Source organism: Streptomyces gilvosporeus (assembly GCF_002082195.1).
In the GTDB taxonomy this organism is placed as follows: Bacteria; Actinomycetota; Actinomycetes; order Streptomycetales; family Streptomycetaceae; genus Streptomyces; species Streptomyces gilvosporeus.
On record NZ_CP020569.1, the window covers coordinates 2,152,858 to 2,179,222 of the forward strand.

The following is a 26,365-nucleotide window of genomic DNA, read 5'->3' on the forward strand; positions in this document are numbered from 1 at the left end:
GTTCCCATTTGGTGTACTCCGACGAGGGCCGGACCGCCTCCCCTGGGCGTTCCTACGAGCCGCCCCGGGCCGCCCCGCGCGCCATGATCACGGCGAGTCCGGTGTCCGTTCCGCGCCAGTAGCCCACCGCGTCGGCGAGCACCTCCTCGAAGACGCTCCACTCCTCGGGCACGGCCGACGCATACCCCTGCCAGCCGGTGAGGACGAGCAGCCGGCCGCCCTCTGCGGGGCACCAGGACAGATCGGTCAGGCAGTCGGCGAGCGCGTCCCAGTTGCGGCCGAACCACTGCGGCAGCCGCAGCGCGCGGGCGCAGCGTTCCATGAACTCCGCCTTGTCCAGGGCCCCTTCGAGGTCGAGCGCCGCGCCGCTCCACCCCGCGTCCCGGGCCGCCGCCAGCGCATCGGCCACCGGCCGGTCCGCGGGCCAGGTCAGCACGCCCGCCGGCGTACTGCCGTCGAGCACGGCCGCCAGCGGCCGGGGTACCGCTCCGCCGCCATCTTGTGCAGTCCTCATCGCAGCACCGCCCTGAACGTCCGGTAGTGATCGTCGGTGTAGTACGTCTCCCGGTGCTCGCCGGTGACCAGGCGGCGGGCGCCGCGGTCCGGCGAGCCCGGGGTGGGCACCGTGTACTCGTGGTAGTAGCCGCGCGGCTGCGCGGGCAGCAGCCGTTCGCGGTTGCCGAAGACGGTCCCGTCCTGGCGGTACGGGAAGGGCCCGCCGGCGTCGATGCGCCGGAGGGTGGCGCGCGCCTGGGCGGGCAGCGCGCCCGCGGGGACCGCGGGCATGCCCTTGGCCCAGCCGGGTGTGCCGGCCGTACGGGAGGCCGGCGCCCGCGCGCCCGGTGAACTCCCCTTCTGGCCCGCCCCCGTGGAGCATCCGGTGAGCACCAGCAACAGCCCGGCGAGCAGCGCGCAGAGGAGGGCCGCGGCCCGGCGCGGGGCGGAGGGGAGCACCATGGCGCCGATGCTGTCACAGGCGCGCCCGCGCTGCCTGCCGGTGTCCGGCGGGCGGCGCGGGCGGCGACGCGGCGGCGGTGGCCCGGTAAGACTCCGTCAGGCCCCGTCGGGATCGGCCCGGTCGAGGGCGGGGCGCGGGCCGGGGCCGGTCTCCAGGAGGAGGTGGTCGGCGGCGGCGGTGTCCGTCACCAGGCTGGTGACCAGGCCGGAGCGGAGCACCGCGCCGATCGCCGCGGCCTTGCGCCGGCCGCCGGCGATGGCCACCACCTCGGGGATCCGGCGCAGCCGGTCCGCCTCGACGGTGATACAGCGTTCACCCAGGTCGCGGCCGATACGGCGGCCCTCGGCGTCGAAGAGGTGCGCGGACATCTCGGCGGCCGCGCCCAGCGAGGCGTAGTGCTCGCGCTCCTCCTCGCTGAGCATGTCGTAGACCGTCGAGACGCCCGGCTCCCAGGAGCCGATGGAGACGCAGGCGACGGTGACCTTGTCGAAGTACTCGAACGCGCGGGCGATGCCGGTCTGGCGGCGCAGCGCCTCGGCGGTCGCCGAGTCGGGCAGCAGCATCGGGGCGTAGATCGGGTGCGCCTCGCCACCGGAGACGTCGGCCGCGCGGCGGACCGCCTCCACCGAGCCACGGTCGGCGGTGCCCGCGTCGTAGACGCCGGTCAGCTGGACGACGGTGCACGGCGGGAGCCGGTGCAGGGCGGCCGCCATATGGATGGTGGACCGGCCCCAGGCCAGGCCCAGGACGTCGCCCTCGGCGACCAGCTCGCCCAGCAGGTCGGCCGCGACCTCGCCGAGGTTCTCGGGGTCCGCGGCGTCCTCGGAGGCGTCGGCGGGCGACTCGACGACGACGGCGTGGCGCAGGCCGTACCGGGCCCGGAGCGCATCGGAGCGCTCGGCGTCGAGTTCGGAGGGCACCCGGATCTCGATCCGTACGAGATCGCGCTCCAGGGCCGTCTCCAGGACACGGGCGACCTTGAACCGGCTGACGCCGAACTCGTCCGCGATCTGGATCTTGGACTTGCCCTCAAGATAGAAGCGGCGGGCCATCGCCGCCGCCTGCACCAGCTCGGCGGGGCCCATTCCGGACTGTGGGCGGCTGGCTACCACGAAATTCTCCCCTTTTGCGCATCTGATCGAGTCTTTGCTCATCCTTTCAGAAACCGGAGGTGTACGGGGACCATGACCGCCTCGACGGCCATGAACGCTCGGTTGCGCCTCGGACAACCCACGGCACGGTCCGCCCGAGGGCAGACCGCCCGCCCCATACGCCCCGCACGTCTCAGTGCGCGCAGCCCCAGCCGGCCGGAGTCGCCGCCTCGGCCTGCGCCCGCAGTTCCCGTACCGCCTTGGCCGGATCGTCCGCACCGTAGACGGCCGAACCCGCCACGAACACATCGGCGCCCGCCTCCGCGCACCGCTCGATGGTGGCCTCGGAGACCCCGCCGTCGACCTGGAGCCACAGCTGAAGGCCGTGCTTGGAGATCAGCTCACGGGTCCGGCGGATCTTGGGCAGCATGATGTCCAGGAACGCCTGGCCGCCGAAGCCCGGCTCCACGGTCATGATCAGCAGCATGTCGAGCTCGGGCAGCAGATCCTCGTACGGCTCGATCGGGGTGGCGGGCTTGAGCGCCATCGACGCCCGCGCGCCCTTGGCCCGGATCTCCCGCGCCAGCCGTACGGGCGCCGCCGCGGCCTCCGCGTGGAAGGTCACGGACCCGGCCCCGGCCTCGATGTACTGCGGCGCCCAGCGGTCCGGATCCTCGATCATCAGATGCAGGTCGAGCGGGGTGTCCGTCGCCTTGCTCAGCGACTCGACGACCGGCACGCCGAGCGTGAGGTTCGGGACGAAGTGGTTGTCCATGACGTCGACGTGCAGCCAGTCGGCGCCCTCGACGGCCTTCGCCTCCTCGGCGAGGCGGGCGAAGTCGGCGGACAGGATGCTGGGGTTGATCAAGGCCATGCCACCAGTATGGACTGCGGCCCACAGCGCGGCGGAGGCGGGCGCCCGCCACCCCTGGCAGCGGGCCTGTGCGCACACGGAACCGCCCCGGCCGGGAACCCCGGCCGGGGCGGAACCTGCGCCGTGCGGCGGCCTCAGGCGAGGGTCGCCAGCGCCTGGTTGAAGGTCCCCGACGGGCGCATGACCGCCTCGGCCTTGGCGGCGTCGGGCTGGTAGTAGCCGCCGATGTCGGCCGGGGAGCCCTGCACCGCGATCAGTTCGTCGACGATGGTCTGCTCCTGCTCGGTCAGCGTCTTGGCCAGCGGCCCGAACGCCTCCGCGAGCTTCGCGTCATCGGTCTGCTTGGCCAGCTCCTGCGCCCAGTACAGCGCGAGGTAGAAGTGGCTGCCGCGGTTGTCGATGCCACCGAGGCGACGGCTGGGCGACTTGTCGTTCTCCAGGAACGTGCCCGTCGCGCGGTCGAGGGTGTCGGCGAGCACCTGGGCGCGGGCGTTGCCCGTGGTCTGCGCGAGGTGCTCGAAGCTGACCCCCAGCGCGAGGAACTCGCCCAGGCTGTCCCAGCGCAGGTAGTTCTCCTTGACCAGCTGCTGGACGTGCTTGGGCGCGGAGCCGCCGGCACCGGTCTCGAACAGCCCGCCGCCGTTCATCAGCGGCACGACGGAGAGCATCTTGGCGCTGGTGCCCAGCTCCAGGATCGGGAACAGGTCCGTCAGGTAGTCACGCAGCACGTTGCCGGTGACCGAGATGGTGTTCTCGCCGCGGCGGATGCGCTCCAGGGAGAACGTGCAGGCGTCGACCGGCGCCATGATCTCGATCCGCAGGCCCTCGGTGTCGTGCTCGGGCAGGTACTGCTTGACCTTGGCGATCAGGCTGGCGTCGTGCGCCCGGCCCTCGTCCAGCCAGAACACGGCCGGGTCGCCGGTCGCGCGGGCGCGGGTGACGGCGAGCTTGACCCAGTCCTGGATGGGCAGGTCCTTGGTCTGGCACATCCGGAAGACGTCCCCGGCGCTGACGACCTGCTCCAGCACGGCGTTGCCGGCCTCGTCGACGACCCGGACGGTACCCGTCGCGGGGATCTCGAAGGTCTTGTCGTGGCTGCCGTACTCCTCGGCCTTCTGCGCCATCAGACCGACGTTCGGCACCGAGCCCATCGTGGCCGGGTCGTAGGCGCCGTGCGCGCGGCAGTCGTCGATGACGGACTGGTAGATGCCCGCGTAGCTGCTGTCGGGGATGACCGCGAGGGTGTCGGCTTCCTTGCCGTCCGGGCCCCACATGTGGCCGGAGGTACGGATCATGGCCGGCATCGAGGCGTCGACGATCACATCGCTGGGGACGTGCAGGTTGGTGATCCCGCGGTCGGAGTCGACCATCGCCAGGGCCGGGCCCTCGGCCAGCTCGGCCTCGAAGGACGCCGCGATCGCCGCGCCCTCGGGCAGCGCCTCCAGGCCCTTGAGGATGCCGCCGAGCCCGTCGTTGGGGGTGAGCCCGGCCGCGGCCAGCGCCGCACCGTGCTCGGCGAAGGTCTTCGGGAAGAAGGCCCGTACGACGTGGCCGAAGATGATCGGGTCGGAGACCTTCATCATCGTGGCCTTCAGGTGCACGGAGAACAGCACGCCCTCGGCCTTGGCGCGGGCGACCTGCGCGCTCAGGAACTCCCGCAGCGCCGCGACGCGCATGACCGACGCGTCGACGACCTCGCCCGCCAGCACCGGCACCGACTCGCGCAGCACGGTGGTGCTGCCGTCGTCCCCGTGCAGCTCGATACGGAGCGAACCGGCCGCACCGACGACCGCGGACTTCTCGGTGGACCGGAAGTCGTCGGCGCCCATGGTCGCCACGTTCGTCTTCGACTCGGGCGTCCAGGCACCCATCCGGTGGGGGTGCGCCTTTGCGTAGCTCTTGACCGCGGCCGCGGCGCGGCGGTCCGAATTGCCCTCGCGCAGCACCGGGTTGACGGCGCTGCCCTTGACCTTGTCGTAGCGCGCCCGGACGTCCTTCTCCTGGTCCGTCTTCGGGTCGTCCGGGTAGTCCGGCAGCGCGTAACCCTGCTGCTGGAGCTCGGCGACCGCGGCCTTCAGCTGCGGGATCGACGCCGAGATGTTCGGCAGCTTGATGATGTTCGCGCCGGGCGTCTTGGCCAGCTCACCGAGCTCGGCGAGCGCGTCGTCGATCCGCTGGCCCTCCTCCAGGAACTCCGGGAAGTGGGCGATGATCCGCCCGGCCAGGGAGATGTCACGGGTCTCCACGGTGACGCCGGCGGTCGATGCGTACGCCTGGATCACAGGCAGGAACGAATGCGTCGCCAGGGCCGGAGCCTCGTCAGTGTGCGTATAGATGATGGTCGAGTCAGTCACCGGGTGCTCCGCTCCAGGTCTCTCCACGTCTCCAACATTGCTCGACATCAAGATATCTCGTGATCGGGAGCGACTCGACAGCGGTCTGCGCGGAAGGCGTCGTCGGCGGCCGGCCGGTCAGCCCACCCGCCGCAGCAGCGCCAGATACATCGCGTCCGTGCCGTGCAGATGCGGCCACAGCTGGACGTCCGGGCCCTCGCCGAGGGCCGGGACGCCGGGCATCAGGGGGCGGGCGTCGAGGAGCTCCGCCTGCGGGGCCGAGCCGCCGCGGCCCTTGAGGACGTCGTCCACCACGGCGCGGGTCTCGGCGAGGTGGGGGGAGCAGGTGGCGTAGCCGACGACGCCGCCGGGGCGGACGGCCGCCAGGGCCTGGCGCAGGAGGTCGCGCTGGAGGGGGGCGAAGCCGTCCAGGTCCTCGGGGCGGCGGCGCCAGCGGGCCTCGGGGCGGCGGCGCAGCGCGCCCAGCCCGGTGCAGGGGACGTCGACCAGGACGCGGTCGAAGGCGCCCGCGCGCCAGGCGGGGCGGGTGCCGTCGGCGGCGATGACCTGGTACGGGCCGGGGTTGCCGTCGAGCGCCCGGGCCACCAGGCGGGCGCGGTGCGGCTGCTTCTCGGACGCGAGCAGGGCGGCACCGCGCTCCGCGGCCAGCGCGGCGAGCAGCGCCGCCTTGCCGCCGGGGCCCGCGCAGCCGTCCAGCCAGACGCGGTCGGGGCCGTCGAGCGGGGCGTTGGCGAGCGCGAGCGCGACCAGCTGGCTGCCCTCGTCCTGGACGCCCGCGCGCCCCTCGCGTACGGGGTCCAGCGCGCCCGGCTCGCCGCCCTCCGCGAGCCGCACCGCGTACGGCGACCAGCGGCCCGGCAGCGCGCTCTCCTCGCCGGCGGCGGCCAGCAGCTCCTCGACGGTGGACCGGCCGGGCCGCGCCACCAGCGTCACCTCGGGCCGCTCGTTGTCCGCCTCCAGCAGGTCCTCGATCCCGGCCCGGCCGCCGCCGAGCGCGTCCCACAGGGCCGAGACGATCCAGCGCGGGTGGGCGTGGACGACACCGAGGTGGTCCTCGGGGTCCTCGTCGTAGTCCGGCGCGACACGTTCGAGCCAGCCGTCCAGGTCGTGCGCGGCGATCTTGCGGAGCACCGCGTTGACGAACTTCGCCCGCCCGTCGCCGAGGACGACCCGCGCCAGCTCGACGCTCGCGCTGACGGCGGCGTGCGTGGGAATGCGGGTGCCGAGCAGCTGGTGCGCACCGAGGGTCAGCACGTCCAGCACCGGCGGGTCGACCTCGCGCAGCGGGCGGTCCACGCACTGCGCGATGATCGCGTCGTAGGTGCCCTGCCGGCGCAGCGAGCCGTACACCAGCTCCGTCGCCAGCGCCGCGTCCCGGCCGTCGAAATCGCCCCCCTCGCGCGCCTTGCGCAGCAGCGGCGGCAACACGAGGTTCGCGTACGCGTCCCGTTCGTCGACGGCCCGCAGCGCCTCGAACGCAAGGACCCGGACCGGGTCCTTCTGCGGGCGGCGGTAGGGCTTACGGGTGCCGTGACGGCGAGGCGGCTGCTGGCTCACAGAAAGGTGCTCCGGATACGGGAAAAAGGGTCCGGCCCCAGCCTACGCCCGAGGTCAGCCGCCCTCGGGCCGGTGGGTCGGGCGCGGCCTAGCCGACCCGCTCCCCCTCCTCGATGCGCACCCCGCGGGCCCAGTCGGCCGCCTTCATCGGCTTCTTGCCCTGCGGCTGGACCCACAGGAGCTCCACGGCGTGGCTGCCGGTACCGGCGTACACCGCCTTCTTGGTGACGTCGAGGGCGCCGGGGGCCAGGTCGGCGCGGTCGGCCACCAGGGCGGCGGACATCAGCTTGAGGCGCTCGCCGCGGAAGACCGTCCAGGCACCGGGGGCGGGAGCGCAGGCCCGGACGAGGCGGTCGATGCGCAGGGCGGGCGCCGCCCAGTCGATCTTGGCGTCCTCGACCTCGATCTTCGGCGCGAGCGTGATGCCCTCGGTCGGCTGCGGGACGGCCTTCAGGGTGCCGTCCTCGATGCCGTCCATGGTGGCGGTCAGCAGACCGGCGCCCGCGAACGCCAGCCGGGTGAGCAGATCGCCGCTGGTGTCGGTGGGCCGGATGTTCTCGGTCAGCACACCGAAGACCGGGCCGGAGTCCAGGCCCTGCTCGATCTGGAAAGTGGCGGCGCCGGTCACCTCGTCGCCCGCGAGGACGGCGTGCTGGACGGGCGCCGCACCGCGCCAGGCGGGCAGCAGCGAGAAGTGCAGATTGACCCAGCCATGGGCGGGGATGTCGAGGGCGACCTTGGGCAGCAGCGCACCGTAGGCGACCACCGGGCAGCAGTCGGGGGCGATCTCCCGCAGCCGGGCCAGGAAGTCCTCGTCGCGCGGCCGGGCGGGCTTGAGGACCTCGATGCCGGCCTCCTCGGCGCGCTCCGCGACGGGGCTGGCGACCAGCCTGCGGCCGCGTCCGGCCGGCGCGTCGGGCCGCGTCACCACGGCCACGACCTCGTGCCGGTCCGAGGCGATCAGGGCGTCGAGGGCGGGCACGGCGACCTCGGGGGTACCGGCGAAGACGAGCCTCATGGGTGGCGCACTACCTCTCACATGCTTCACGCGCATCACACGCATCGGAACGGCGCACCAGTCTATGGGTCCTGATGCGGCGTCGTGCGGCGGACCGCGAGGCCCGCTCCGGCCCCCGTCCACCGGGCACGGTACGGGGGCGTGCGCCCATACCCGCGCCCCGCATGGAAGCTCGTACGCCCCCATACCGTGACCAGAGTCGCTCCTGTCGCGTTGGTCAAACAGCATTGACCTGTAACGGGCCGCCTTGGCGGCCCGCTCGCTTTCGTCCTTCTTCTTTCACGCCGGTTCGAGAGGCTCGCTCATGGCCGACCACGCAACCCACGACGCCCAGGCACGCGCCAGCCTGCATCTCCTGGTACGCGACATCGAGCGGGTCCGCCGACAGGTGGACGCGCTGCGCACCCTGACCGCCCAGCTCGGCAATGTCTACCGGCCACGCCGCACCGGCCCCTCCGCGGGCTTCGTGGTCTACGGGCGCGCCCCGGCCCCGACGGTGCGGCTGGCCCAGGAGCTGCGCGACAGCGTCGAGACGCTCGTCACGGCGGCGGTCGACTTCGACCGTTCGCTGGGCTTCTCCTGGGATGCCGTGGGCTCGGCGCTCGGCGTCACCAAGCAGGCGGTGCACCGCCGTTACGGTGCCCGCCGGGCCTCCGCCCAGCCCCCGGCGGACGGCACCGAGCGCTCCTCGGAGGCTCACTCCGGCCGCGCCGTCGGCATGGCCGCGGCGGGCCTGCCGGGGACCCCGTCCGTGCCGGCCGCCCGCGCCATGCCCTCCCAGCCGGCCACCGGCCGGGAGGAGACCGCGCCCCGGCCGGGCGCCTTCCCCGGGCCGCGCAACGGCTGACACCGGCTCCGCAAGCGGGCCGTCCGCCGGCGTCCGCCAACGCTCCGGGACCGCCCGCCGACCACGGTCCCGGGGCGGCGCCGCGGCCCTCACCCCAGACCGGGCGCATCTCATCCCGGACCGGCCGAATCTCACCCCAGATCGGGCGGATCGATCCGCACCCTGACCTCCCCCTCCCGCTTGACCAGCCGCGCCGCACGCGCCGCCTTGAGCGCCGCCGCCAGCGCCGCGCCCTGCCCCGGGCGCACCCGCACCAGCGCCCGCTCCCATGCCTCCCCCACCGGGGGATCCCCCGGCCGGCGCGGCCGCCCCGGATCCGTCACCGGAAGCGGTACGGGCCCCAACACCTCGGCCCCGGGCGGTAGTTCGGCGGCCTCCAGCAGCTCGGCCACGTCCTCCGCCCGCCCGGCCACCGCGGCCATCCGCGACACCGGCGGAAAGCCCAGCTCGGCCCGCTCGGCCAGCTCCCGGACGGCGTGCCCGACCGGATCCCAGCGCACCAGCGCCTGCACCGGCCGCAGCGTCGGCTCCGCGATCACCGCCACCGTGCCGCCGTCCTCCTGGCCGCGCACCAGCGCCGCAGCCCCCAGCCAGCGCCGCAACGCCTCCTCCCCCGCCCGCAGATCCGCGCGGCCCAGCAGCGCCCAGCCGTCCAGCAGCAGCGCCGCGGCGTAACCGCCCTCGGCGACGGGCTCCGCCCCCGGTGTGGACACCACGAGGGCGGGCCGGTCGGGGACCGTGTCGAGGATGTGATCGCGGCCGGACGTGCGCACCGGCACCGCGGGAAACGCCCGCCCGAGCTCCTCCGCCGTACGCCGCGCCCCCACGATCTGCGCCCGCAGCCGCGTACCCCCGCAGGCCACGCAGTGCCATTCCGGGGCCTCGCGCCCGCACCAGGCGCACTCCATCGCGCGCTCGCCGCCCGGCGCCTCCAGCGGCCCGGCGCAGTGCCGACAGCGCGCGGGCTCCCGGCACCGCTCACACGCCAGTCGCGGTACGTACCCCCGGCGCGGCACCTGCACCAGCACCGGCCCCCGGGCGAGCCCGGCGCGCGCCGTCTGCCAGGCCAGCGACGGCAGCCGGGCGGCCCGCGCCGCCTCGTCGCGCGCCACCTCACGGTCGTCGACCGTACGGATCAGCGGCGCGGCGGCCCGCACCTGGTCGCGCCCGGCCTCCAGCGACCGCGCCCAGCCGTTCTCCACCAGCTGCGTGGCCTCGACCGTGCGCCCCAGATCGCCCACCAGGCATGCGGCTTTCTCCTGTACGGCCCGCAGCAGCAGGACGTCCCGGGCGTGCGGGTAGGGGGCGTTGGTGTCGCCGTGGCTGGAATTCCCGTCGTCCCAGAGGGCGACGAGCCCCAGATCCGCCACCGGGGCGTACATGGCGGCGCGGGTGCCCACGACGGCCCGCACCGCGCCGCGGCGTATCGCCAGCCAGCGGCGGTAGCGCTCCTCGGGCCCGGAATCGGCCACCAGCAGGGCATGCGCGCCCCGCCCCACGAGCTCGGTCAGCGCCGCATCCACCCGGGCCGCGGACCGTCCGTCGGGCAGGACGACCAGAGCGCCGCGCCCGGAGGCCAGCGTCGCGGCCACGGCGGCGGCCAGCTCCCACGGCCAGTGCGGCCCCGGCAGCGCCGTCCACACCGCCCGCGGCGTGCCTCCGCGCGCCAGCGCGTCCAGGAACGCCGGGCCGTCCGGATAGCGCGCCCAGCTGGCGAGCGGAGGAACGGCCGGCGGTGGTGGCGGCGGCGGCGGGAAGCGCTCCGCCTCGGCCTTGGCGTTACGGGGCGGAATCGCCAGCTGGAGCACATCGGCGAGCGAACCGGCATACCGGTCGGCCACCCCACGGCACAGCGCCAGCAGCGACGGGGCGAGCACCGGCTCGGGCGAGACGACCTGGCTGAGCGCCGCCAGCGGCCCGCGGTAATCCGACTCGGCGATGCGCTCGACGATGAAGCCGTCGAGCAGCCCGCCGCCCTCGCGCCGCCCCTCGCGCACCTTGCCGGTCCCCGCCCCGAACCGCACCCGCACCCGCACCCCGGGCTGCGCCTCGGCGTCCATCGCCGCGGGCACGGCGTAGTCCCACAGCTTGTCGAGATGCACCGCCCCCTTGTCCACCAGCACCCGCGCCACCGGCAGCTTCCCGGCCAGCGCCGCCCCCCGCCACGTCCGCGGCTTGGCCCGTGGCGCCTTCGCCTTGCGCACGGTCTCCCGGATCAGCGCCAGCTGCTCGCCCCGCTCCCCCGGATCCCGCCCGTTCTCACTGCTCACAGCATCAGTCTTAGCAGACGGCACCGACAGCGGCCCCGGCCCGAACCTGTCCCCGCCACGGCCCCGGAGAACGCCGGCGGCCCCGTACCGCGGCGTGCGGTACGGGGCCGTCGAAGGCGTCGGACAGGCGGTGCTTACAGCCCCGCGGCCGCCCGCAGAGCGTCCACCCGGTCCGTGCGCTCCCAGGTGAAGTCCTCCAGCTCACGGCCGAAGTGGCCGTAGGCGGCGGTCTGGGAGTAGATCGGGCGCAGCAGGTCGAGGTCACGGATGATCGCGGCCGGGCGGAGGTCGAAGACCTCGGCGATGGCCTGCTCGATCTTCTCGACGTCGACGGCGGCGGTGCCGAAGGTCTCGACGAAGAGACCGACGGGCTCGGCCTTGCCGATGGCGTAGGCGACCTGGACCTCGCAGCGCTGGGCGAGCCCGGCGGCGACGACGTTCTTGGCGACCCAGCGCATGGCGTAGGCGGCGGAGCGGTCGACCTTGGACGGGTCCTTGCCCGAGAAGGCGCCGCCACCGTGGCGGGCCATACCGCCGTAGGTGTCGATGATGATCTTGCGGCCGGTCAGACCGGCGTCACCCATCGGGCCGCCGATCTCGAAGCGGCCGGTGGGGTTGACCAGCAGACGGTAGCCGTCGGTGTCCAGCTTGATGCCCTCTTCGACCAGCTCGTTGAGGACGTGCTCGACGACGAACTCGCGGATGTCGGGCGCGAGCAGCGAGTCGAGGTCGATGTCGCTGGCGTGCTGGGAGGAGACCACGACGGTGTCGAGGCGGACGGCCTTGTTGCCGTCGTACTCGATGGTGACCTGGGTCTTGCCGTCGGGGCGCAGGTAGGGGATGGTCCCGTTCTTGCGGACCTCGGACAGGCGCTTGGACAGGCGGTGCGCGAGGTTGATCGGGAGCGGCATCAGCTCCGGGGTCTCGTCGCAGGCGTAGCCGAACATCAGGCCCTGGTCGCCGGCGCCCTGGCGGTCCAGCTCGTCGTCGTCGCCCTCGACGCGGAACTCGTGGGCGGTGTCGACACCCTGGGCGATGTCCGGGGACTGCGCGCCGATGGAGACCGAGACGCCGCAGGACGCGCCGTCGAAGCCCTTCTTGGACGAGTCGTAACCGATGTCCAGGATCTTGTTGCGGACGAGGTTGGGGATGTCGGCGTACGCCTTGGTCGTCACCTCGCCGGCCACATGGACCAGGCCGGTGGTGATCAGCGTCTCGACGGCGACCCGGGAGGTCGGGTCCTCCTTGAGGAGGGCGTCGAGGATGGTGTCGCTGATCTGGTCAGCGATCTTGTCGGGGTGGCCCTCGGTGACGGACTCCGAGGTGAACAGGCGGCGGGACACATCGCTCCCTGGGGTTGCAGCGGCTGCTGGCTGATCATTGGCGGAAGGGCCGAGAGCTGCGCTCGGCCCGATCCACGGCCAGTTTATCGGTCGTATGCGACGTTCGGGCACGCAGTCTCGATTTATGGACCCCCCGTGACCTGGGACACCACGGCCGACACCACGCCCACCATAGGACGATCACCTTCCGGAGGCTCTCGGGTCAAGAGGGCACGCCGAGGTCGGTGAGACTGATGGGGCCGATTGGCGGGCCGCGGGGACGTCAGGCCGGGCGGTCGGTCAGCCGTGGCGCGACTAGGTCCCAGAGGGTTTCGGCCAGGGCTTCCTTGGGGCCGAACGGCACCGGGGTCTCAGTTCCGTCCGTGGCGAGTATCACCGCTTCGTTACGGTCCGCGCCGAACGCCTTGTGCTCGCCGACCTCGTTGACGACCAGCAGGTCACAGCCCTTGCGGGCGAGTTTGGCGCGGCCGTTGGCGAGGACGTCGTCGGTTTCCGCGGCGAAGCCCACGATCACCTGGCCGGGCCGGAGCCGGTCGGCGGAGAGCTCGGCGAGGATGTCCGGATTACGGACAAGGGTGACTGGTTCCGGCTCCTCGCCGTCGATCTTCTTGATCTTGCCGGTCATGTAGACGGCGGGCCGGAAATCGGCCACGGCGGCGGCCATCACCACCGCATCGGCGTCCACGGCGGCCTTCAGGACGGCCTCGCGCAGCTGGCGGGCGGTGCCGACGGGGACGACGTCCACACCGGCCGGGTCGGGCAGCTCGGTGTTGCCCGCGATCAGCGTGACGCGGGCGCCGCGGGCGGCGGCAATGGCGGCGAGGGCGTAGCCCTGCTTGCCGGAGGAGCGGTTGCCCAGGTAGCGGACCGGGTCCAGGGGCTCGCGGGTGCCGCCGGCGGTGACGACGACGCGGCGGCCGGCCAGATCCTGGGTGAGGGCCGCCCGGCCGCGGGCCAGCACCCGGCGGCAGAGGTCGAAGATCTCCACCGGGTCGGGGAAGCGGCCCTTGCCGGTGTCGACGCCGGTCAGCCGGCCGACGGCGGGCTCGATGACGACGGCGCCGCGGCGGCGCAGCGTGGCGACGTTCTCCTGGGTGGCGGGGTGCTCCCACATCTCGGTGTGCATCGCGGGGGCGAAGATGACCGGACAGCGGGCGGTGAGCAGCGTATTGGTCAGCAGGTCGTCGGCCAGGCCGTGGGCGGCCTTGGCCAGCAGGTCGGCGGTGGCCGGGGCGACCACGACGAGGTCGGCGCTCTGGCCGATGCGGACGTGCGGGACCTCGTGGACGGATTCCCACACCTCGGTGGAGGCCGGGTTGCCGGAGAGCGCGGACCAGGTGGCCTCGCCGATGAAGTGCAGCGAAGCGGCGGTCGGTACGACCCGTACGTCGTGCCCGGACTCGGTGAGCCGCCGCAGCAGCTCGCACGCCTTGTACGCGGCGATCCCGCCGCTGACCCCCAGGACCACCCTGGGCCGCTCCCGCTCCCGGCCCTGCTGCCGGTCCTGCTGCGCCTGCTCCTGCGTCTTCATGTCCCTATGACACACCAAAGGCCCGGCGGTCGTCCCGCCGGGCCCTCGGTGAAGATGCTGATGCCGCTTACTGAGCCGGGCCCTCGACGGCCTCGGAGGTCAGCAGGCCCGCGTTGATCTCGCGCAGCGCGATCGACAGGGGCTTCTCGTGGACATGCGTGTCGACGAGCGGACCGACGTACTCGAGCAGGCCCTCGCCGAGCTGCGAGTAGTACGCGTTGATCTGGCGCGCACGCTTCGCGGCGTAGATCACGAGGCTGTACTTCGAGTCGGTGGCCTCGAGAAGCTCATCAATTGGCGGATTGATGATGCCCTCGGGTGCGGTGATGGAAGAGGACACTCTCTGCCTTCCGAAGGGGATGAAGCCGGGGTGAAGCATAAACGCAAAATTGTGGCGTCCGGGGATCCGCCGGGATGTCCGCGGGGTCAGCCGCTGGTGCTCCCGTCCCCGGATCGATGCAGCATCAAGGCTAGCAGCTCACGGCTGACGGCCTCGACGGAGGTGTTGACGAGGGTGAGGTCGAATTCCGGCTCGGCGGCCAGTTCCACCTTGGCGGCCGCCAGGCGGCGCTCGATGACCTCGGGGGCCTCGGTGCCCCGGCCGGTGAGCCGGCGGACCAGCTCGTCCCAGCTCGGCGGGGCCAGGAAGACCAGACTGGCCTCCTCCAGGGACTCGCGGACCTGGCGGGCGCCCTGGAGATCGATCTCCAGCAGGACCGGTTCCCCGGCCTCGAGGCGGTCCATGACCGCCTTGCGCGGTGTGCCGTAGCGGTGACCTGCGAATTCGGCCCATTCCAGCAGTTCGCCGTTGGCGATCAGCTTGTCGAATTCCTCGTCCTCGACGAAGAAGTACTGGACGCCGTGCCGCTCCCCGGGGCGCGGCTTGCGGGTGGTGGCCGACACCGAGAGCCAGACCTCGGGATGCACCTTGCGCAGATGCGCGACGACCGTGCTCTTACCGACCCCCGAGGGGCCGGAGAGCACGGTCAGTCGCGGTTGTCTGACCGGGGGTACGGGGGTCTCCCCCCGGGAGACTGCAGAACTCATGCAGCGATTATTCCAGCTTCCGGGCGATGCCGGAAAATTCAGGAGGCGCTGCCGCCGAACTCGCGCTCCAGCGACGCGATCTGGTTGGTGCCGAGCCCCCGCACGCGGCGGCTCTCGGAAATGCCGAGCCGCTCCATGATCTGCTTGGCACGAACCTTGCCGACGCCGGGCAGGGACTCCAGGAGCGCGGAGACCTTCATCTTGCCGATGACGTCGTTCTTCTGGCCCTGCTCGATGACCTCGTGGAGCGAGGCACCGGAGTGCTTGAGCCGATTCTTGACCTCGGCGCGCTCCCGGCGAGCCGCGGCGGCCTTCTCGAGCGCGGCTGCGCGCTGTTCAGGGGTAAGGGGCGGAAGAGCCACGCCTACGTCACCTCGGATGTCGAACTGTCGGATACGGACCGGTGTGGAACCTAGTCGCCCCGCACCTGCGGAGCAACGAGCAACGCGCTTACGTGCAGTGCTCTCGACGGAGACTAGCGGGCAAGTGCGCCGTAGTCAGCGAGAACAGACGAAAAGTCCTGGTCAGACTCTGCTGACCAGGACAATTCGGGACCAAAACACCCGCCGGAACGCTGTTACCGGACCGCGCCGCCGACCGCGGTGCGTACCTCGTCGGCGAAACGCGCCGCCGCGGCGCGCAGACCGGCGGCGTCCGGGCCGTGCCGGAGCACCCCGCGGCTGACGCTCGGCAGGACATTGCCCACCGCGTCCCCGAAGACCGTCGGAAGGTCGGCGGGGGTCGCGCCCTGGGCGCCGATGCCGGGGGCCAGCAGCGGGCCGTTGACCGCCAGATCGAACGAGGAGAGATCGCCGAGCGTGGCGCCGACGACCGCGCCGAGGGAGCCGAGCGGCTCGGCGCCGGCGTTCTCGGTCTTGAGGTGGGCGAGCATGGCCGCCGCGACGGTGGTGCCGTCGGCGCGTACGGCGCGCTGGACCTCCTGGCCCTCCGGGTTGGAGGTCAGGGCGAGGACGAAGACGCCGCAGCCGTTGAGCACGGCCGCGTCCAGCGCCGGACGCAGCGACCCGTAGCCCAGGTAGGGGCTGAGCGTGACGGCGTCGGAGAACAGCGGGCTGCGCGGGTCGAGGTAGGTGTCGGCGTAGGCGCCCATGGTGGAGCCGATGTCGCCGCGCTTGGCGTCCATCAGGACCAGGGCGCCGCGCTCGCGGGCCTCGGCGACCGCGGTCTCCAGGACGGCGAGACCGCGCGAGCCGAAGCGCTCGAAGAACGCGGACTGCGGTTTGAAGACCGCGACCTGCTCGCCGAGCGCCTCCACCACGGTGCGGGTGAAGCGGGCCAGGCCCGCGACGTCGTCGTTCAGGCCCCAGTCGGCGAGCAGCGAGGCGTGCGGGTCGATGCCGACGCACAGCGGGCCGCGTTCGTCCATGGCGCGGCGCAGGCGGGCGCCGAAGGGCTCCGGGGAGATCATGATGCGGTCACCTTCCTGGCTTCGGCGCCGACCGCGTCGGCGAGCGTGGCGTACGGGCTGGTGCGCAGGCGCGCGGCCAGTCCCTTGTGGATCGCGCGGCACCAGAACGGGCCCTCGTAGATGAAGGCGCTGTAGCCCTGGACGAGGGTGGCGCCGGCGAGGATGCGCTGCCAGGCGTCCTCGGCGGTGGTGATGCCGCCGACCCCGACGAGGGTGATCCGGTCGCCGACGCGGGCGTAGAGGCGGCGCAGGACCTCCAGGGAGCGCTCCTTGACGGGGGCGCCGGAGAGGCCGCCGGTCTCGGCGACGAGCTTCGGGTCGGAGGTCAGGCCCAGGCCCTCGCGGGCGATGGTGGTGTTGGTGGCGATGATGCCGTCCAGGCCCAGCTCGACGGCGAGGTCGGCGACCGCGTCGATGTCCGCGTCGGCGAGGTCCGGGGCGATCTTGACCAGCAGCGGGACGCGGCGCTCAGTGACCGTACGGTCGGCGGCCTCGCGCACGGCGGTCAGCAGCGGGCGGAGGTGCTCGACGGCCTGGAGGTTGCGCAGTCCGGGCGTGTTCGGGGACGAGACGTTGACGACCAGGTAGTCGGCGTGGACGGCGAGGCGCTCGGTGGAGGTGACGTAGTCGCCGATCGCCTCCTCCTCCGGGACGACCTTGGTCTTGCCGATGTTGACGCCGAGCGTCGTCGGGAAGACGGGGTTACGGGCGGCCAGGCGGGCCGCCACGGACGCCGAGCCGTCGTTGTTGAAGCCCATGCGGTTGATCAGCGCGCGGTCCGGCACGAGGCGGAACAGGCGCTTTTTGGGGTTGCCGGGCTGCGGCTGGGCGGTGACCGTGCCGATCTCGACATGGTCGAAGCCGAGCATGGTCATTCCGTCGACGGCGACGGCGTTCTTGTCGAAGCCGGCGGCCAGGCCGAAGGGGCCGTGCATCCGGCGGCCGAGCGCCTCGATGCGCAGCTCCCTGTAACGGGGCGCGAGGGCGGCGGCGAGGAAGGTGCGCAGCACGGGGATGCGGGCGGCCAGCCGGATCCAGCCGAAGGCCAGGTGGTGGGCCTGTTCGGGGTCCATGCGCCGGAAGAAGAGCCGGAAGAAGAGCTGGTACATACGGGTCCTCAGGGGGTCCTTCATGAGGAGGGGGACACCGTTTCCGGTGTCCCCCTCGTGGGCTGCTAGTCGCGGGCCGCGGTCAGGTGTTCCGCGTGTTCCTGGAGTGACCTGACGCCCACATCGCCGCGGTTCATCGCCTCGATGCCCTGGACGGCGGCCGCGAGGGCCTGGACCGTGGTCAGGCAGGGCACGGAGCGGGCCACCGCCGCCGTACGGATGTCGTAGCCGTCGAGGCGGCCGCCGGTCCCGTAGGGGGTGTTGACGATCAGGTCGACCTGGCCGTCGTGGATCAGCTGGACGATGGTCTTCTCGCCGTTCGGGCCCTCGCCCTCGGACTGCTTGCGCACCACGGTGGCGTTGATGCCGTTGCGGCGCAGCACCTCGGCGGTGCCGGAGGTGGCCAGCAGCTCGAAGCCGTGGGCGACCAGCTCGCGGGCCGGGAAGATCATCGAGCGCTTGTCGCGGTTGGCGACGGAGACGAACGCGCGGCCCTTGGTGGGCAGCGCCCCGTAGGCGCCGGACTGCGACTTGGCGTAGGCCGTGCCGAAGACCGAGTCGATGCCCATGACCTCGCCGGTGGAGCGCATCTCCGGGCCCAGGACGGTGTCCACACCGCGGCCCGAGGCGTCGCGGAAGCGCGACCAGGGCATGACGGCTTCCTTGACGGAGATCGGCGCGTCCAGCGGCAGCGTGCCGCCGTCGCCGGTCTTCGGCAGCATGCCCTCGGCGCGCAGCTCGGCGATGGTGGCGCCCAGCGAGATCCGGGCGGCGGCCTTGGCCAGCGGCACCGCGGTGGCCTTCGAGGTGAAGGGCACCGTGCGGGAGGCGCGGGGGTTGGCCTCCAGGACGTAGAGGATGTCCCCGGCCATCGCGAACTGGATGTTGATCAGGCCGCGGACGCCGACACCCTTGGCGATGGCCTCCGTGGAGGCGCGCAGCCGCTTGATGTCGAAGCCGCCCAGGGTGATCGGGGGCAGCGCACAGGCGGAGTCGCCGGAGTGGATACCGGCCTCCTCGATGTGCTCCATGACGCCGCCGAGGTAGAGCTCGTGGCCGTCGTAGAGCGCGTCGACGTCGATCTCGATGGCGTCGTCGAGGAAACGGTCGATCAGGACCGGGTGCTCGGAGATCAGGCCCGCGTGGCGGGTGAGGTACTCGGCGAGCGAGGGCTCGTCGTAGACGATCTCCATGCCGCGGCCGCCCAGCACGTAGGACGGGCGGACCATGACCGGGTAGCCGATGCCCGCGGCGATGCCCTTGGCCTCCTCGAAGGAGTAGGCGGTGCCGTACTTGGGCGCGGGCAGGCCCGCCTCGGTCAGCACCCGGCCGAAGGCGCCGCGCTCCTCGGCGAGGTCGATGGCCTCGGGCGAGGTGCCGACGATCGGTACGCCGTTGTCCTTGAGCGCCTGCGCCAGGCCCAGCGGGGTCTGCCCGCCGAGCTGGACGATCACGCCGGCGACCGGGCCGGCCTGCTGCTCGGCGTGCACGATCTCCAGGACGTCCTCCAGGGTGAGCGGCTCGAAGTAGAGCCGGTCGGAGGTGTCGTAGTCGGTGGAGACGGTCTCCGGGTTGCAGTTGACCATCACGGTCTCGTAGCCCGCGTCGCTGAGCGCGAAGGAGGCGTGGACGCAGGAGTAGTCGAACTCGATGCCCTGGCCGATGCGGTTGGGGCCGGAGCCCAGGATGATCACGGCCGGCTTCTCGCGCGCGGCGACCTCGGTCTCCTCGTCGTAGGACGAGTAGAAGTACGGGGTCCTCGCGGCGAACTCGGCGGCGCAGGTGTCGACCGTCTTGTAGACGGGGCGGACGCCGAGCGCATGGCGCACCTCGCGGACGACGTCCTCGCGCAGCCCGCGCAGGGCCGCGATCTGGGCGTCGGAGAAGCCGTAGCGCTTTGCTTCCGCAAGGATTTCCGGGCCGAGCTTGTCGGCGGCGGCGATCTCGTCCGCGATCTCCTTGACGAGGAAGAGCTGGTCGACGAACCACGGGTCGATCTTCGTGGCGTCGAAGACCTCCTGCGGGGTGGCGCCCGCGCGGATCGCCTCCATCACGGTGTTGATCCGGCCGTCGGTGGGCACCTTGGCCTTCTCCAGCAGCGCGGCCTTCTCGCCCACCTCGGCGACGAAGTCGAACTGGCTGCCCTTCTTCTCCAGGGAGCGCAGCGCCTTGTTGAGCGCCTCGGGGAAGTTGCGGCCGATCGCCATGGCCTCGCCGACCGACTTCATGGTCGTGGTCAGCGTGGCGTCGGCGGCCGGGAACTTCTCGAAGGCGAAGCGCGGGACCTTGACGACGACGTAGTCGAGGGTCGGCTCGAAGGAGGCCGGGGTCTGCTCGGTGATGTCGTTGGGGATCTCGTCCAGCGTGTAGCCGACGGCGAGCCGGGCGGCGATCTTCGCGATCGGGAAGCCGGTGGCCTTGGAGGCCAGGGCCGAGGAGCGCGAGACGCGCGGGTTCATCTCGATGACGATGACCCGGCCGTCGACGGGGTTGACCGCGAACTGGATGTTGCAGCCGCCGGTGTCCACGCCGACCTCGCGGATCACGGCGATGCCGATGTCGCGCAGGATCTGGTACTCGCGGTCGGTGAGCGTCATCGACGGGGCGACGGTGATCGAGTCGCCGGTGTGCACGCCCATCGGGTCGAAGTTCTCGATGGAGCAGACGACCACGACGTTGTCGTGCTTGTCGCGCATCAGCTCCAGCTCGTACTCCTTCCAGCCGAGGATGGACTCCTCCAGGAGCACCTCGGTGGTCGGGGAGAGCGTCAGGCCCTGGCCGGCGATGCGGCGCAGCTCCTCCTCGTCGTGGGCGAAGCCGGAGCCGGCGCCGCCCATGGTGAAGGAGGGGCGGACGACGACGGGGTAGCCGCCGAGCTCCTCGACGCCCTTGAGGACATCGTCCATGGAGTGGCAGATGTAGGAGCGCGCGGACTCACCGTGACCGATCTTGCGGCGGACCTCCGCCACGACCTCCTTGAACTGGTCGCGGTCCTCGCCCTTGTGGATCGCCTCGACATTGGCGCCGATCAGCTCGACGCCGTACTTGTCGAGGGTGCCGGCCTCGTGCAGGGAGATGGCGGTGTTCAGGGCGGTCTGGCCGCCGAGGGTCGGCAGCAGCGCGTCGGGGCGCTCCTTGGCGATGATCTTCTCGACGAACTCGGGGGTGATCGGCTCGACGTAGGTCGCGTCGGCGATCTCCGGGTCGGTCATGATCGTCGCCGGGTTGGAGTTGACCAGGATGACGCGCAGACCCTCGGACTTGAGGACCCGGCAGGCCTGGGTGCCGGAGTAGTCGAACTCGGCGGCCTGCCCGATGACGATCGGGCCGGAGCCGATGACCAGGACGGACTGGATATCGGTGCGCTTAGGCACGCTGGCCCTCCATCAGGGATACGAAGCGGTCGAAGAGGTACGCGGCGTCGTGCGGACCCGCGGCGGCTTCGGGGTGGTACTGGACGCTGAAGGCCGGCTGGTCGAGCAGCTGGAGACCCTCCACCACGTTGTCATTGAGACACACATGGGAGACCTCGGCACGGCCGTAGGGAGTGTCGGAGACCGTGTCGAGCGGGGCGTCGACGGCAAAACCGTGGTTGTGCGCGGTGATCTCGACCTTGCCGGTCGTACGGTCCTGCACCGGCTGGTTGATGCCGCGGTGGCCGTACTTGAGCTTGTAGGTGCCGAAGCCCAGCGCACGGCCCAGGATCTGGTTGCCGAAGCAGATGCCGAACAGCGGGGTCCTGCGCGCCAGGACGGCCTGCATCACGGAGACGGCGTGGTCGGCGGTGGCCGGGTCGCCCGGGCCGTTGGAGAAGAAGACGCCGTCCGGGTTCACCGCGTAGACGTCCTCGGCGGTGGCGGTGGCGGGCAGGACGTGCACCTCGATGCCGCGCTCGGCCATCCTGTGCGGAGTCATCCCCTTGATGCCGAGGTCCACCGCGGCGACGGTGAACTTCTTGGTGCCTATGGCCGGGACGACGTAGGTCTCCTCGGTGGCGACCTGGGCGGAGAGGTCCGCGCCCTTCATCTCGGGGGCCTGGCGCACCTTGGCCAGCATGACGCCCTCGTCGGGCAGCGCGTCGCCGGAGAAGATGCCGACCCGCATGGCGCCGCGCTCACGCAGATGGCGGGTGAGCGCACGGGTGTCGACGCCGCTGATGCCCACGACGCCCTGGTGGACCAGCTCGTCGTCCAGGGAGCGCACCGAGCGCCAGTTGGACGGGATCCGGGCGGGGTCGCGGACGACATAGCCGGCGACCCAGATGCGCGCGGACTCGGGGTCCTCGTCGTTCACCCCGGTGTTGCCGATGTGCGGGGCGGTCATCACGACGACCTGGCGGTGGTACGAGGGGTCGGTCAGCGTCTCCTGATAGCCGGTCATGCCGGTGGAGAACACCGCTTCGCCGAAGGTCTCCCCCACGGCCCCGTAGGCACGGCCGCGGAAGGTGCGGCCGTCCTCCAGGACGAGTACGGCGGGGATCTTGGCGGTCCCCCTGGTGGAGGTCGTCATCGTGCGCCTTCCGTTTCGGTGTGCTCGGTGGTGGTGCGTGCGGTGCTCAGTGCGGTGAGGGCCGCGGCCCAGGCCGGATGCTCCTCGGCCCGGTCGGAGCGGAACCCGGAGTCGATCTCCCTGTCCCCGTGCTCCCAGGTGACGATCAGCAGACCGCCCTCGGTGAGGACCTTGCCCGCGATGCCCTTGTCCAGGCGGGCGCCGCGCAGGGCGGCGGCCGGGACGAAGAAGTCCTGTGCGCCCGGCCGGACGACGGCCAGGCCCTGGTCCGTCAGCGTCAGCTCGGCGCGGCTGCGGGTGCCCAGGCCGCGGGCGACGATCCGGTCGAGCCACTGCCCCGCGGTGGTGGAGCCGTGGTAGCGGCCGGTCATGGACAGCTTCGGCTCACCCGGGGCGTCGGGGGCGCTCGGCAGCTCGGGCAGATCGCCCTGGAGCTTTCCGCGCCATTTCCAGCCCTCGCGCATCAGCCAGTACAGGAAGATCACGAAGACCAGCAGCCCGGCGACCCAGGCGATCCGGCCGGACCAGTCGGTGACCGGCGCGGAGTGCTGCGCCTCGGCCAGGTGGATCAGTGAAGGAGTCACGCCAGCTTCCCGTCGACGACCGTTGCCCGGCCCCGCAGGAAGGTGTGGGTGATACGTCCCGGCAGCTCACGGCCCTCATAGGGGGTGTTGCGGCTGCGCGAGGCGAAGCCCGCGGGGTCCACCTCTCCACGGTAAGCGGAATCGACCAGGGTGAGGTTGGCGGGCTCACCAGCCGAGATGGGGCGGCCGTGGCCGGTGGCCTGCCCGATCCGGGCGGGGGCGAAGGACATCCGGTCCGCGACGTCCGCCCAGGTCAGCAGGCCGGTGTCGACCATCGTCCGCTGGACGACGGACAGCGCGGTCTCCAGGCCCACCATGCCCATGGCGGCCGCGGCCCACTCGCAGTCCTTGTCCTCGTGCGGGTGCGGGGCGTGGTCGGTGGCGACGATGTCGATCGTGCCGTCGGCGAGCGCCTCGCGCAGCGCCATGACGTCGCGCTCGGTGCGCAGCGGCGGGTTGACCTTGTAGACCGGGTTGTAGGTGCGCACCAGCTCGTCCGTGAGGAGCAGGTGGTGCGGGGTGACCTCGGCGGTGACGTCGATGCCGCGGGACTTGGCCCAGCGGACGATCTCGACGGACCCGGCGGTCGACAGATGGCAGATGTGGACGCGGGAGCCGACGTGCTCGGCGAGCAGGACGTCCCGGGCGATGATCGATTCCTCGGCCACCGCGGGCCATCCGCCCAGGCCCAGCTCGGCGGAGACCACGCCCTCGTTCATCTGGGCGCCCTCGGTCAGCCGGGGCTCCTGGGCGTGCTGGGCGACGACCCCGCCGAAGGCCTTCACGTACTCCAGGGCGCGGCGCATGATCACGGCGTCGTCGACGCACTTGCCGTCGTCGGAGAAGACGGTGACGCCGGCGGCGGACTCGTGCATGGCGCCCAGCTCGGCGAGCTTCTTGCCCTCCAGGCCGACGGTCACCGCGCCGATGGGCTGCACATCGCAGTAGCCGTGCTCCTGGCCGAGCCGGTAGACCTGCTCGACGACGCCGGCGGTGTCGGCGACGGGGAAGGTGTTGGCCATGGCGAAGACGGCGGTGTAGCCGCCGCTCGCCGCGGCGCGGGTGCCGGTCAGGACGGTCTCGGAGTCCTCGCGGCCGGGTTCGCGCAGATGGGTGTGGAGATCGACCAGGCCCGGCAGGAGGATCTTGCCGTCGGCCTCGATGACCTGGGCGCCCTCGGCGCTGGAGACGGTGAGGTCGGTGCCGACGGCGGTGATGGTCTCGTCCGTGATCAGGACGTCCTGCGGCTCCCCGCCCAGCACCTTCGCACCGCGGATCAGGATCTTGCTCATGGTCTTACTTCTCCTCGGTACGGTCGGTACGGGGGCTGGAAACGGCGGGCTCGTTGCCGCCAAGGAGCAGATACAGGACGGCCATCCGGATGGACACGCCGTTGGCGACCTGCTCGACGGCGGTGCAGCGGCCGGAGTCGGCGACCTCGGCGGTGATCTCCATACCGCGGACCATCGGGCCGGGGTGCATCACGAGCGCATGCTCGGGCATCCGCGCCATCCGGTCGCCGTCCAGGCCGTAGCGGCGGGAGTACTCGCGCTCGGTCGGGAAGAAGGCGGCGTTCATCCGCTCGCGCTGCACCCGCAGCATCATCACGGCGTCGGACTTGGGCAGCACGCTGTCGAGGTCGTAGGAGACCTCGCACGGCCAGGTCTCGACGCCGACCGGTACCAGGGTGGGCGGGGCGACCAGGGTGACCTCGGCGCCGAGGGTGTGCAGCAGATCGACGTTGGAGCGGGCGACCCGGCTGTGCAGGACGTCGCCGACGATCGTGATGCGCCGGCCGCCGAGGTCCTGGCCCAGCCCCGCGTCGGGGCCGATCAGCCGGCGGCGCATGGTGAAGGCGTCGAGCAGGGCCTGGGTGGGGTGCTGGTGGGTGCCGTCGCCGGCGTTGATGACGGGCGCGTCGATCCAGCCGGAGGTGGCGAGCCGGTAGGGCGCGCCGGAGGCGCTGTGCCGGATGACGACGGCGTCGACGCCCATCGCCTCCAGGGTCTGCGCGGTGTCCTTGAGGGACTCGCCCTTGGAGACGCTGGACCCCTTGGCCGCGAAGTTGATCACGTCCGCGGAGAGCCGCTTCTCGGCGGCCTCGAAGGAGATCCGGGTCCGGGTCGAGTCCTCGAAGAAGAGGTTGCAGACGGTGCGTCCGCGCAGTGTGGGGAGCTTTTTGATCGGCCGGTCGGCGACCCGGGCCATTTCCTCGGCGGTGTCGAGGATCAGGACGGCGTCGTCGCGCGTGAGGTCGGCGGCCGAGATGAGGTGGCGCTTCATCCGGTTTTCTCCGTGAGTGAAGGAGGTGGTACGGGCATGTCCGTGGCGCGGGCAGGCGTGCGGGCCCGGGGTCGCCGGGTCCGTCTGCGGTGCCTAGCGCTCGTCGGCCGGGGCGGTCCGGCTGAGCCCGAGCAGCACGGCGTCGCGGCCGTCCTCCTCGGTGAGCTGGACCTTTACCGCCTCCCGCAGCGACGTGGGGAGGTTCTTGCCGACGTAGTCGGCGCGGATGGGCAGTTCGCGGTGGCCGCGGTCGACCAGGACGGCGAGCTGGACGGCGCGGGGGCGGCCGATGTCGTTCAGCGCATCGAGCGCGGCGCGGATGGTGCGTCCGGAGAAGAGCACGTCGTCGACGAGGACGACCAGGCGGCCGTCGAGACCGTCCCCGGGGATCTCGGTGCGGGCCAGCGCACGCGGGGGGTGCATCCGCAGGTCGTCGCGGTACATGGTGATGTCGAGCGAGCCGACCGGGACCTCGCGGCCGGTGATCTCCTGGAGCTTGGCGGCGAGCCGCCGGGCGAGGAAGACGCCGCGGGTCGGGATGCCGAGGAGCACCACGTCGTCGGCGCCCTTGGCGCGCTCGACGATCTCGTGGGCGATACGGGTCAGCACCCGTGCGATGTCCGGGCCCTCGAGAACGGGCCGGGCCACGACGGCGGCGCCGTCGGCGGAACTGTGTGCGTCCATACGAAACGGACCCCCTTCTCCGCCTCACGGGACGGACTTTAAAGGACGTCGGAATTACGTGCCTCAGGCTATCAGGGCGCCGCGCCGCGCCGGTCTGCACCCCTGACGGGCGATGGTCTGGCCCATTCGGCTTGACGAAGTCAGATTACGCTGCGTAACCTCACAGTGAGTTACCAGCCCGCGGCTCAGCCGCATGTCGATACAGCCGTCTGGGGAGCTTTATGTCCAGCGAATACGCCAAACAGCTCGGGGCCAAGCTCCGCGCCATCCGCACTCAGCAGGGCCTTTCTCTCCACGGTGTCGAGGAGAAGTCCCAGGGTCGCTGGAAGGCCGTGGTGGTGGGCTCCTACGAGCGCGGCGACCGTGCCGTGACCGTGCAGCGCCTCGCCGAGCTCGCGGACTTCTACGGTGTGCCGGTCCAGGAGCTCCTGCCGGGCACGACGCCGGGCGGCGCGGCCGAGCCGCCGCCGAAGCTGGTGCTGGACCTGGAGCGCCTCGCCCACGTCCCGCAGGAGAAGGCCGGACCGCTCCAGCGCTACGCCGCCACGATCCAGAGCCAGCGCGGCGACTACAACGGCAAGGTCCTCTCGATCCGTCAGGACGATCTGCGCACCCTCGCGGTGATCTACGACCAGTCGCCCTCGGTGCTCACCGAGCAGCTGATCAGCTGGGGCGTGCTGGACGCCGACGCCCGCCGCGCGGTGGCCCACGAAGAGCTCTGACACCGCCACCACCTGCAGAAACGTACCGCCGCTCCGGGGCTCCCGGGGCGGCGGTCGTGTTGTCGGCGGTGCGTCATGTCCGGCGAGAGCGGGTGTGCGCGCGGGCGCGGACGGGGGCGTCAGGGCCGCCAGGCGCCGCTGTGCGGGCATACGAA

At 72.1% G+C, this 26,365-nt stretch carries 23 protein-coding genes; 2 read left to right on the top strand and 21 right to left on the bottom strand.

The genetic code is table 11. The features are described from left to right. Positions 1 to 52 precede the first annotated feature (52 nt). From B1H19_RS09315 to fmt, 7 genes are all read right to left on the bottom strand, one after another. Entirely contained in the window at positions 53 to 514 is a 462-nt protein-coding gene (locus B1H19_RS09315; protein WP_083104149.1) for a barstar family protein, read from the bottom strand. Then, positions 511 to 957: a guanyl-specific ribonuclease gene (locus tag B1H19_RS09320; protein ID WP_083104150.1), complete on the bottom strand. Its 447-nt coding sequence runs from the start codon at positions 955 to 957 to the stop codon at positions 511 to 513. The genes B1H19_RS09315 and B1H19_RS09320 overlap by 4 nt, the downstream gene beginning before the upstream one ends. Before the next feature lie 96 nt (positions 958 to 1,053). Continuing rightward, positions 1,054 to 2,043, bottom strand: a complete 990-nt coding sequence (locus B1H19_RS09325) for a sugar-binding transcriptional regulator (RefSeq protein WP_044365067.1) — start codon at positions 2,041 to 2,043, stop codon at positions 1,054 to 1,056. Between the two features lie 199 nt (positions 2,044 to 2,242). After that, on the bottom strand, positions 2,243 to 2,923 hold the full coding sequence (gene rpe, locus B1H19_RS09330; RefSeq protein ID WP_083104151.1) for a ribulose-phosphate 3-epimerase: 681 nt from the start codon (positions 2,921 to 2,923) through the stop codon (positions 2,243 to 2,245). A gap of 134 nt (positions 2,924 to 3,057) precedes the next feature. Beyond that, positions 3,058 to 5,277, bottom strand: a complete 2,220-nt coding sequence (locus B1H19_RS09335; RefSeq protein ID WP_083104152.1) for an NADP-dependent isocitrate dehydrogenase — start codon at positions 5,275 to 5,277, stop codon at positions 3,058 to 3,060. A gap of 117 nt (positions 5,278 to 5,394) precedes the next feature. Continuing rightward, positions 5,395 to 6,834 carry an RsmB/NOP family class I SAM-dependent RNA methyltransferase gene (locus B1H19_RS09340; protein WP_083104153.1) on the bottom strand — a complete coding sequence of 480 codons (1,440 nt, stop codon included), beginning with the start codon at positions 6,832 to 6,834 and terminating at the stop codon, positions 5,395 to 5,397. Between the two features lie 88 nt (positions 6,835 to 6,922). Then, positions 6,923 to 7,852 carry a methionyl-tRNA formyltransferase gene (gene fmt, locus B1H19_RS09345; RefSeq protein ID WP_083104154.1) on the bottom strand — a complete coding sequence of 310 codons (930 nt, stop codon included), beginning with the start codon at positions 7,850 to 7,852 and terminating at the stop codon, positions 6,923 to 6,925. A 304-nt stretch (positions 7,853 to 8,156) separates the two neighbouring features. Between fmt and B1H19_RS09350 the strand changes: the two genes are divergently transcribed. Next, positions 8,157 to 8,699, top strand: coding sequence for a hypothetical protein (locus tag B1H19_RS09350; protein ID WP_083104155.1), 543 nt, complete (start codon positions 8,157 to 8,159; stop codon positions 8,697 to 8,699). A gap of 131 nt (positions 8,700 to 8,830) precedes the next feature. Here B1H19_RS09350 and B1H19_RS09355 read toward each other — a convergent pair whose 3' ends face one another. The 14 genes from B1H19_RS09355 to pyrR form a co-directional block, all read right to left on the bottom strand. After that, positions 8,831 to 10,969 carry a primosomal protein N' gene (locus tag B1H19_RS09355; RefSeq protein ID WP_083104156.1) on the bottom strand — a complete coding sequence of 713 codons (2,139 nt, stop codon included), beginning with the start codon at positions 10,967 to 10,969 and terminating at the stop codon, positions 8,831 to 8,833. A gap of 134 nt (positions 10,970 to 11,103) precedes the next feature. Next, positions 11,104 to 12,312: a methionine adenosyltransferase gene (gene metK / locus B1H19_RS09360; protein WP_083104157.1), complete on the bottom strand. Its 1,209-nt coding sequence runs from the start codon at positions 12,310 to 12,312 to the stop codon at positions 11,104 to 11,106. A 262-nt stretch (positions 12,313 to 12,574) separates the two neighbouring features. Then, positions 12,575 to 13,843: a bifunctional phosphopantothenoylcysteine decarboxylase/phosphopantothenate--cysteine ligase CoaBC gene (gene coaBC / locus B1H19_RS09365; RefSeq protein ID WP_083104158.1), complete on the bottom strand. Its 1,269-nt coding sequence runs from the start codon at positions 13,841 to 13,843 to the stop codon at positions 12,575 to 12,577. Between the two features lie 67 nt (positions 13,844 to 13,910). Next, the gene (gene rpoZ, locus B1H19_RS09370; RefSeq protein ID WP_003982715.1) at positions 13,911 to 14,183 is read right to left on the bottom strand and encodes a DNA-directed RNA polymerase subunit omega; all 273 of its coding nucleotides are present in this window, start codon (positions 14,181 to 14,183) and stop codon (positions 13,911 to 13,913) included. Positions 14,184 to 14,269: 86 nt separating this feature from the next. Then, a complete protein-coding gene (gene gmk / locus B1H19_RS09375) occupies positions 14,270 to 14,890 on the bottom strand; it encodes a guanylate kinase (protein ID WP_083104159.1) in 621 nt (206 codons plus the stop codon). A 38-nt stretch (positions 14,891 to 14,928) separates the two neighbouring features. Beyond that, positions 14,929 to 15,252, bottom strand: coding sequence for an integration host factor (locus tag B1H19_RS09380; RefSeq protein WP_083104160.1), 324 nt, complete (start codon positions 15,250 to 15,252; stop codon positions 14,929 to 14,931). Between the two features lie 215 nt (positions 15,253 to 15,467). Continuing rightward, complete coding sequence (pyrF, locus tag B1H19_RS09385; protein ID WP_083109514.1) at positions 15,468 to 16,316, bottom strand: orotidine-5'-phosphate decarboxylase; 849 nt, start codon at positions 16,314 to 16,316, stop codon at positions 15,468 to 15,470. Continuing rightward, positions 16,316 to 17,428 carry a quinone-dependent dihydroorotate dehydrogenase gene (locus B1H19_RS09390; protein ID WP_083104161.1) on the bottom strand — a complete coding sequence of 371 codons (1,113 nt, stop codon included), beginning with the start codon at positions 17,426 to 17,428 and terminating at the stop codon, positions 16,316 to 16,318. Before B1H19_RS09390 ends, pyrF begins: the two co-directional genes overlap by 1 nt. A gap of 65 nt (positions 17,429 to 17,493) precedes the next feature. Then, positions 17,494 to 20,802, bottom strand: coding sequence for a carbamoyl-phosphate synthase large subunit (carB, locus tag B1H19_RS09395; protein WP_083104162.1), 3,309 nt, complete (start codon positions 20,800 to 20,802; stop codon positions 17,494 to 17,496). After that, the gene (gene carA / locus B1H19_RS09400) at positions 20,795 to 21,937 is read right to left on the bottom strand and encodes a glutamine-hydrolyzing carbamoyl-phosphate synthase small subunit (RefSeq protein WP_083104163.1); all 1,143 of its coding nucleotides are present in this window, start codon (positions 21,935 to 21,937) and stop codon (positions 20,795 to 20,797) included. The genes carB and carA overlap by 8 nt, the downstream gene beginning before the upstream one ends. Then, positions 21,934 to 22,521 (bottom strand): PH-like domain-containing protein, encoded by a 588-nt coding sequence (locus B1H19_RS09405; protein ID WP_083104164.1) that lies wholly within the window; start codon positions 22,519 to 22,521, stop codon positions 21,934 to 21,936. Before B1H19_RS09405 ends, carA begins: the two co-directional genes overlap by 4 nt. Beyond that, positions 22,518 to 23,813: a dihydroorotase gene (locus B1H19_RS09410; RefSeq protein ID WP_083104165.1), complete on the bottom strand. Its 1,296-nt coding sequence runs from the start codon at positions 23,811 to 23,813 to the stop codon at positions 22,518 to 22,520. The genes B1H19_RS09405 and B1H19_RS09410 overlap by 4 nt, the downstream gene beginning before the upstream one ends. Before the next feature lie 4 nt (positions 23,814 to 23,817). Then, complete coding sequence (locus tag B1H19_RS09415; protein ID WP_044365038.1) at positions 23,818 to 24,804, bottom strand: aspartate carbamoyltransferase catalytic subunit; 987 nt, start codon at positions 24,802 to 24,804, stop codon at positions 23,818 to 23,820. Between the two features lie 93 nt (positions 24,805 to 24,897). Beyond that, positions 24,898 to 25,488 (bottom strand): bifunctional pyr operon transcriptional regulator/uracil phosphoribosyltransferase PyrR, encoded by a 591-nt coding sequence (pyrR, locus tag B1H19_RS09420; RefSeq protein WP_083104166.1) that lies wholly within the window; start codon positions 25,486 to 25,488, stop codon positions 24,898 to 24,900. A gap of 221 nt (positions 25,489 to 25,709) precedes the next feature. On the opposite strand from pyrR, the gene bldD reads away from it, so the two are divergent. Then, positions 25,710 to 26,210 (top strand): transcriptional regulator BldD, encoded by a 501-nt coding sequence (gene bldD, locus B1H19_RS09425; RefSeq protein ID WP_030067175.1) that lies wholly within the window; start codon positions 25,710 to 25,712, stop codon positions 26,208 to 26,210. The last annotated feature ends 155 nt before the right edge of the window (positions 26,211 to 26,365 follow it).

Excerpts from the sequence above, each read along its gene's own strand:
- B1H19_RS09415 (WP_044365038.1), bottom strand. The coding sequence starts at position 24,804 with ATGAAGCGCCACCTCATCTCGGCCGCCGACCTCACGCGCGACGACGCC.
- carA (WP_083104163.1), bottom strand. The coding sequence starts at position 21,937 with ATGACGACCTCCACCAGGGGGACCGCCAAGATCCCCGCCGTACTCGTC.
- gmk (WP_083104159.1), bottom strand. The coding sequence starts at position 14,890 with ATGAGTTCTGCAGTCTCCCGGGGGGAGACCCCCGTACCCCCGGTCAGA.
- coaBC (WP_083104158.1), bottom strand. The coding sequence starts at position 13,843 with ATGAAGACGCAGGAGCAGGCGCAGCAGGACCGGCAGCAGGGCCGGGAG.
- fmt (WP_083104154.1), bottom strand. The coding sequence starts at position 7,852 with ATGAGGCTCGTCTTCGCCGGTACCCCCGAGGTCGCCGTGCCCGCCCTC.
- B1H19_RS09350 (WP_083104155.1), top strand. The coding sequence starts at position 8,157 with ATGGCCGACCACGCAACCCACGACGCCCAGGCACGCGCCAGCCTGCAT.
- pyrR (WP_083104166.1), bottom strand. The coding sequence starts at position 25,488 with ATGGACGCACACAGTTCCGCCGACGGCGCCGCCGTCGTGGCCCGGCCC.
- rpe (WP_083104151.1), bottom strand. The coding sequence starts at position 2,923 with ATGGCCTTGATCAACCCCAGCATCCTGTCCGCCGACTTCGCCCGCCTC.
- B1H19_RS09315 (WP_083104149.1), bottom strand. The coding sequence starts at position 514 with ATGAGGACTGCACAAGATGGCGGCGGAGCGGTACCCCGGCCGCTGGCG.
- B1H19_RS09410 (WP_083104165.1), bottom strand. The coding sequence starts at position 23,813 with ATGAGCAAGATCCTGATCCGCGGTGCGAAGGTGCTGGGCGGGGAGCCG.
- bldD (WP_030067175.1), top strand. The coding sequence starts at position 25,710 with ATGTCCAGCGAATACGCCAAACAGCTCGGGGCCAAGCTCCGCGCCATC.
- B1H19_RS09320 (WP_083104150.1), bottom strand. The coding sequence starts at position 957 with ATGGTGCTCCCCTCCGCCCCGCGCCGGGCCGCGGCCCTCCTCTGCGCG.
- B1H19_RS09390 (WP_083104161.1), bottom strand. The coding sequence starts at position 17,428 with ATGTACCAGCTCTTCTTCCGGCTCTTCTTCCGGCGCATGGACCCCGAA.
- B1H19_RS09325 (WP_044365067.1), bottom strand. The coding sequence starts at position 2,043 with ATGGGCCCCGCCGAGCTGGTGCAGGCGGCGGCGATGGCCCGCCGCTTC.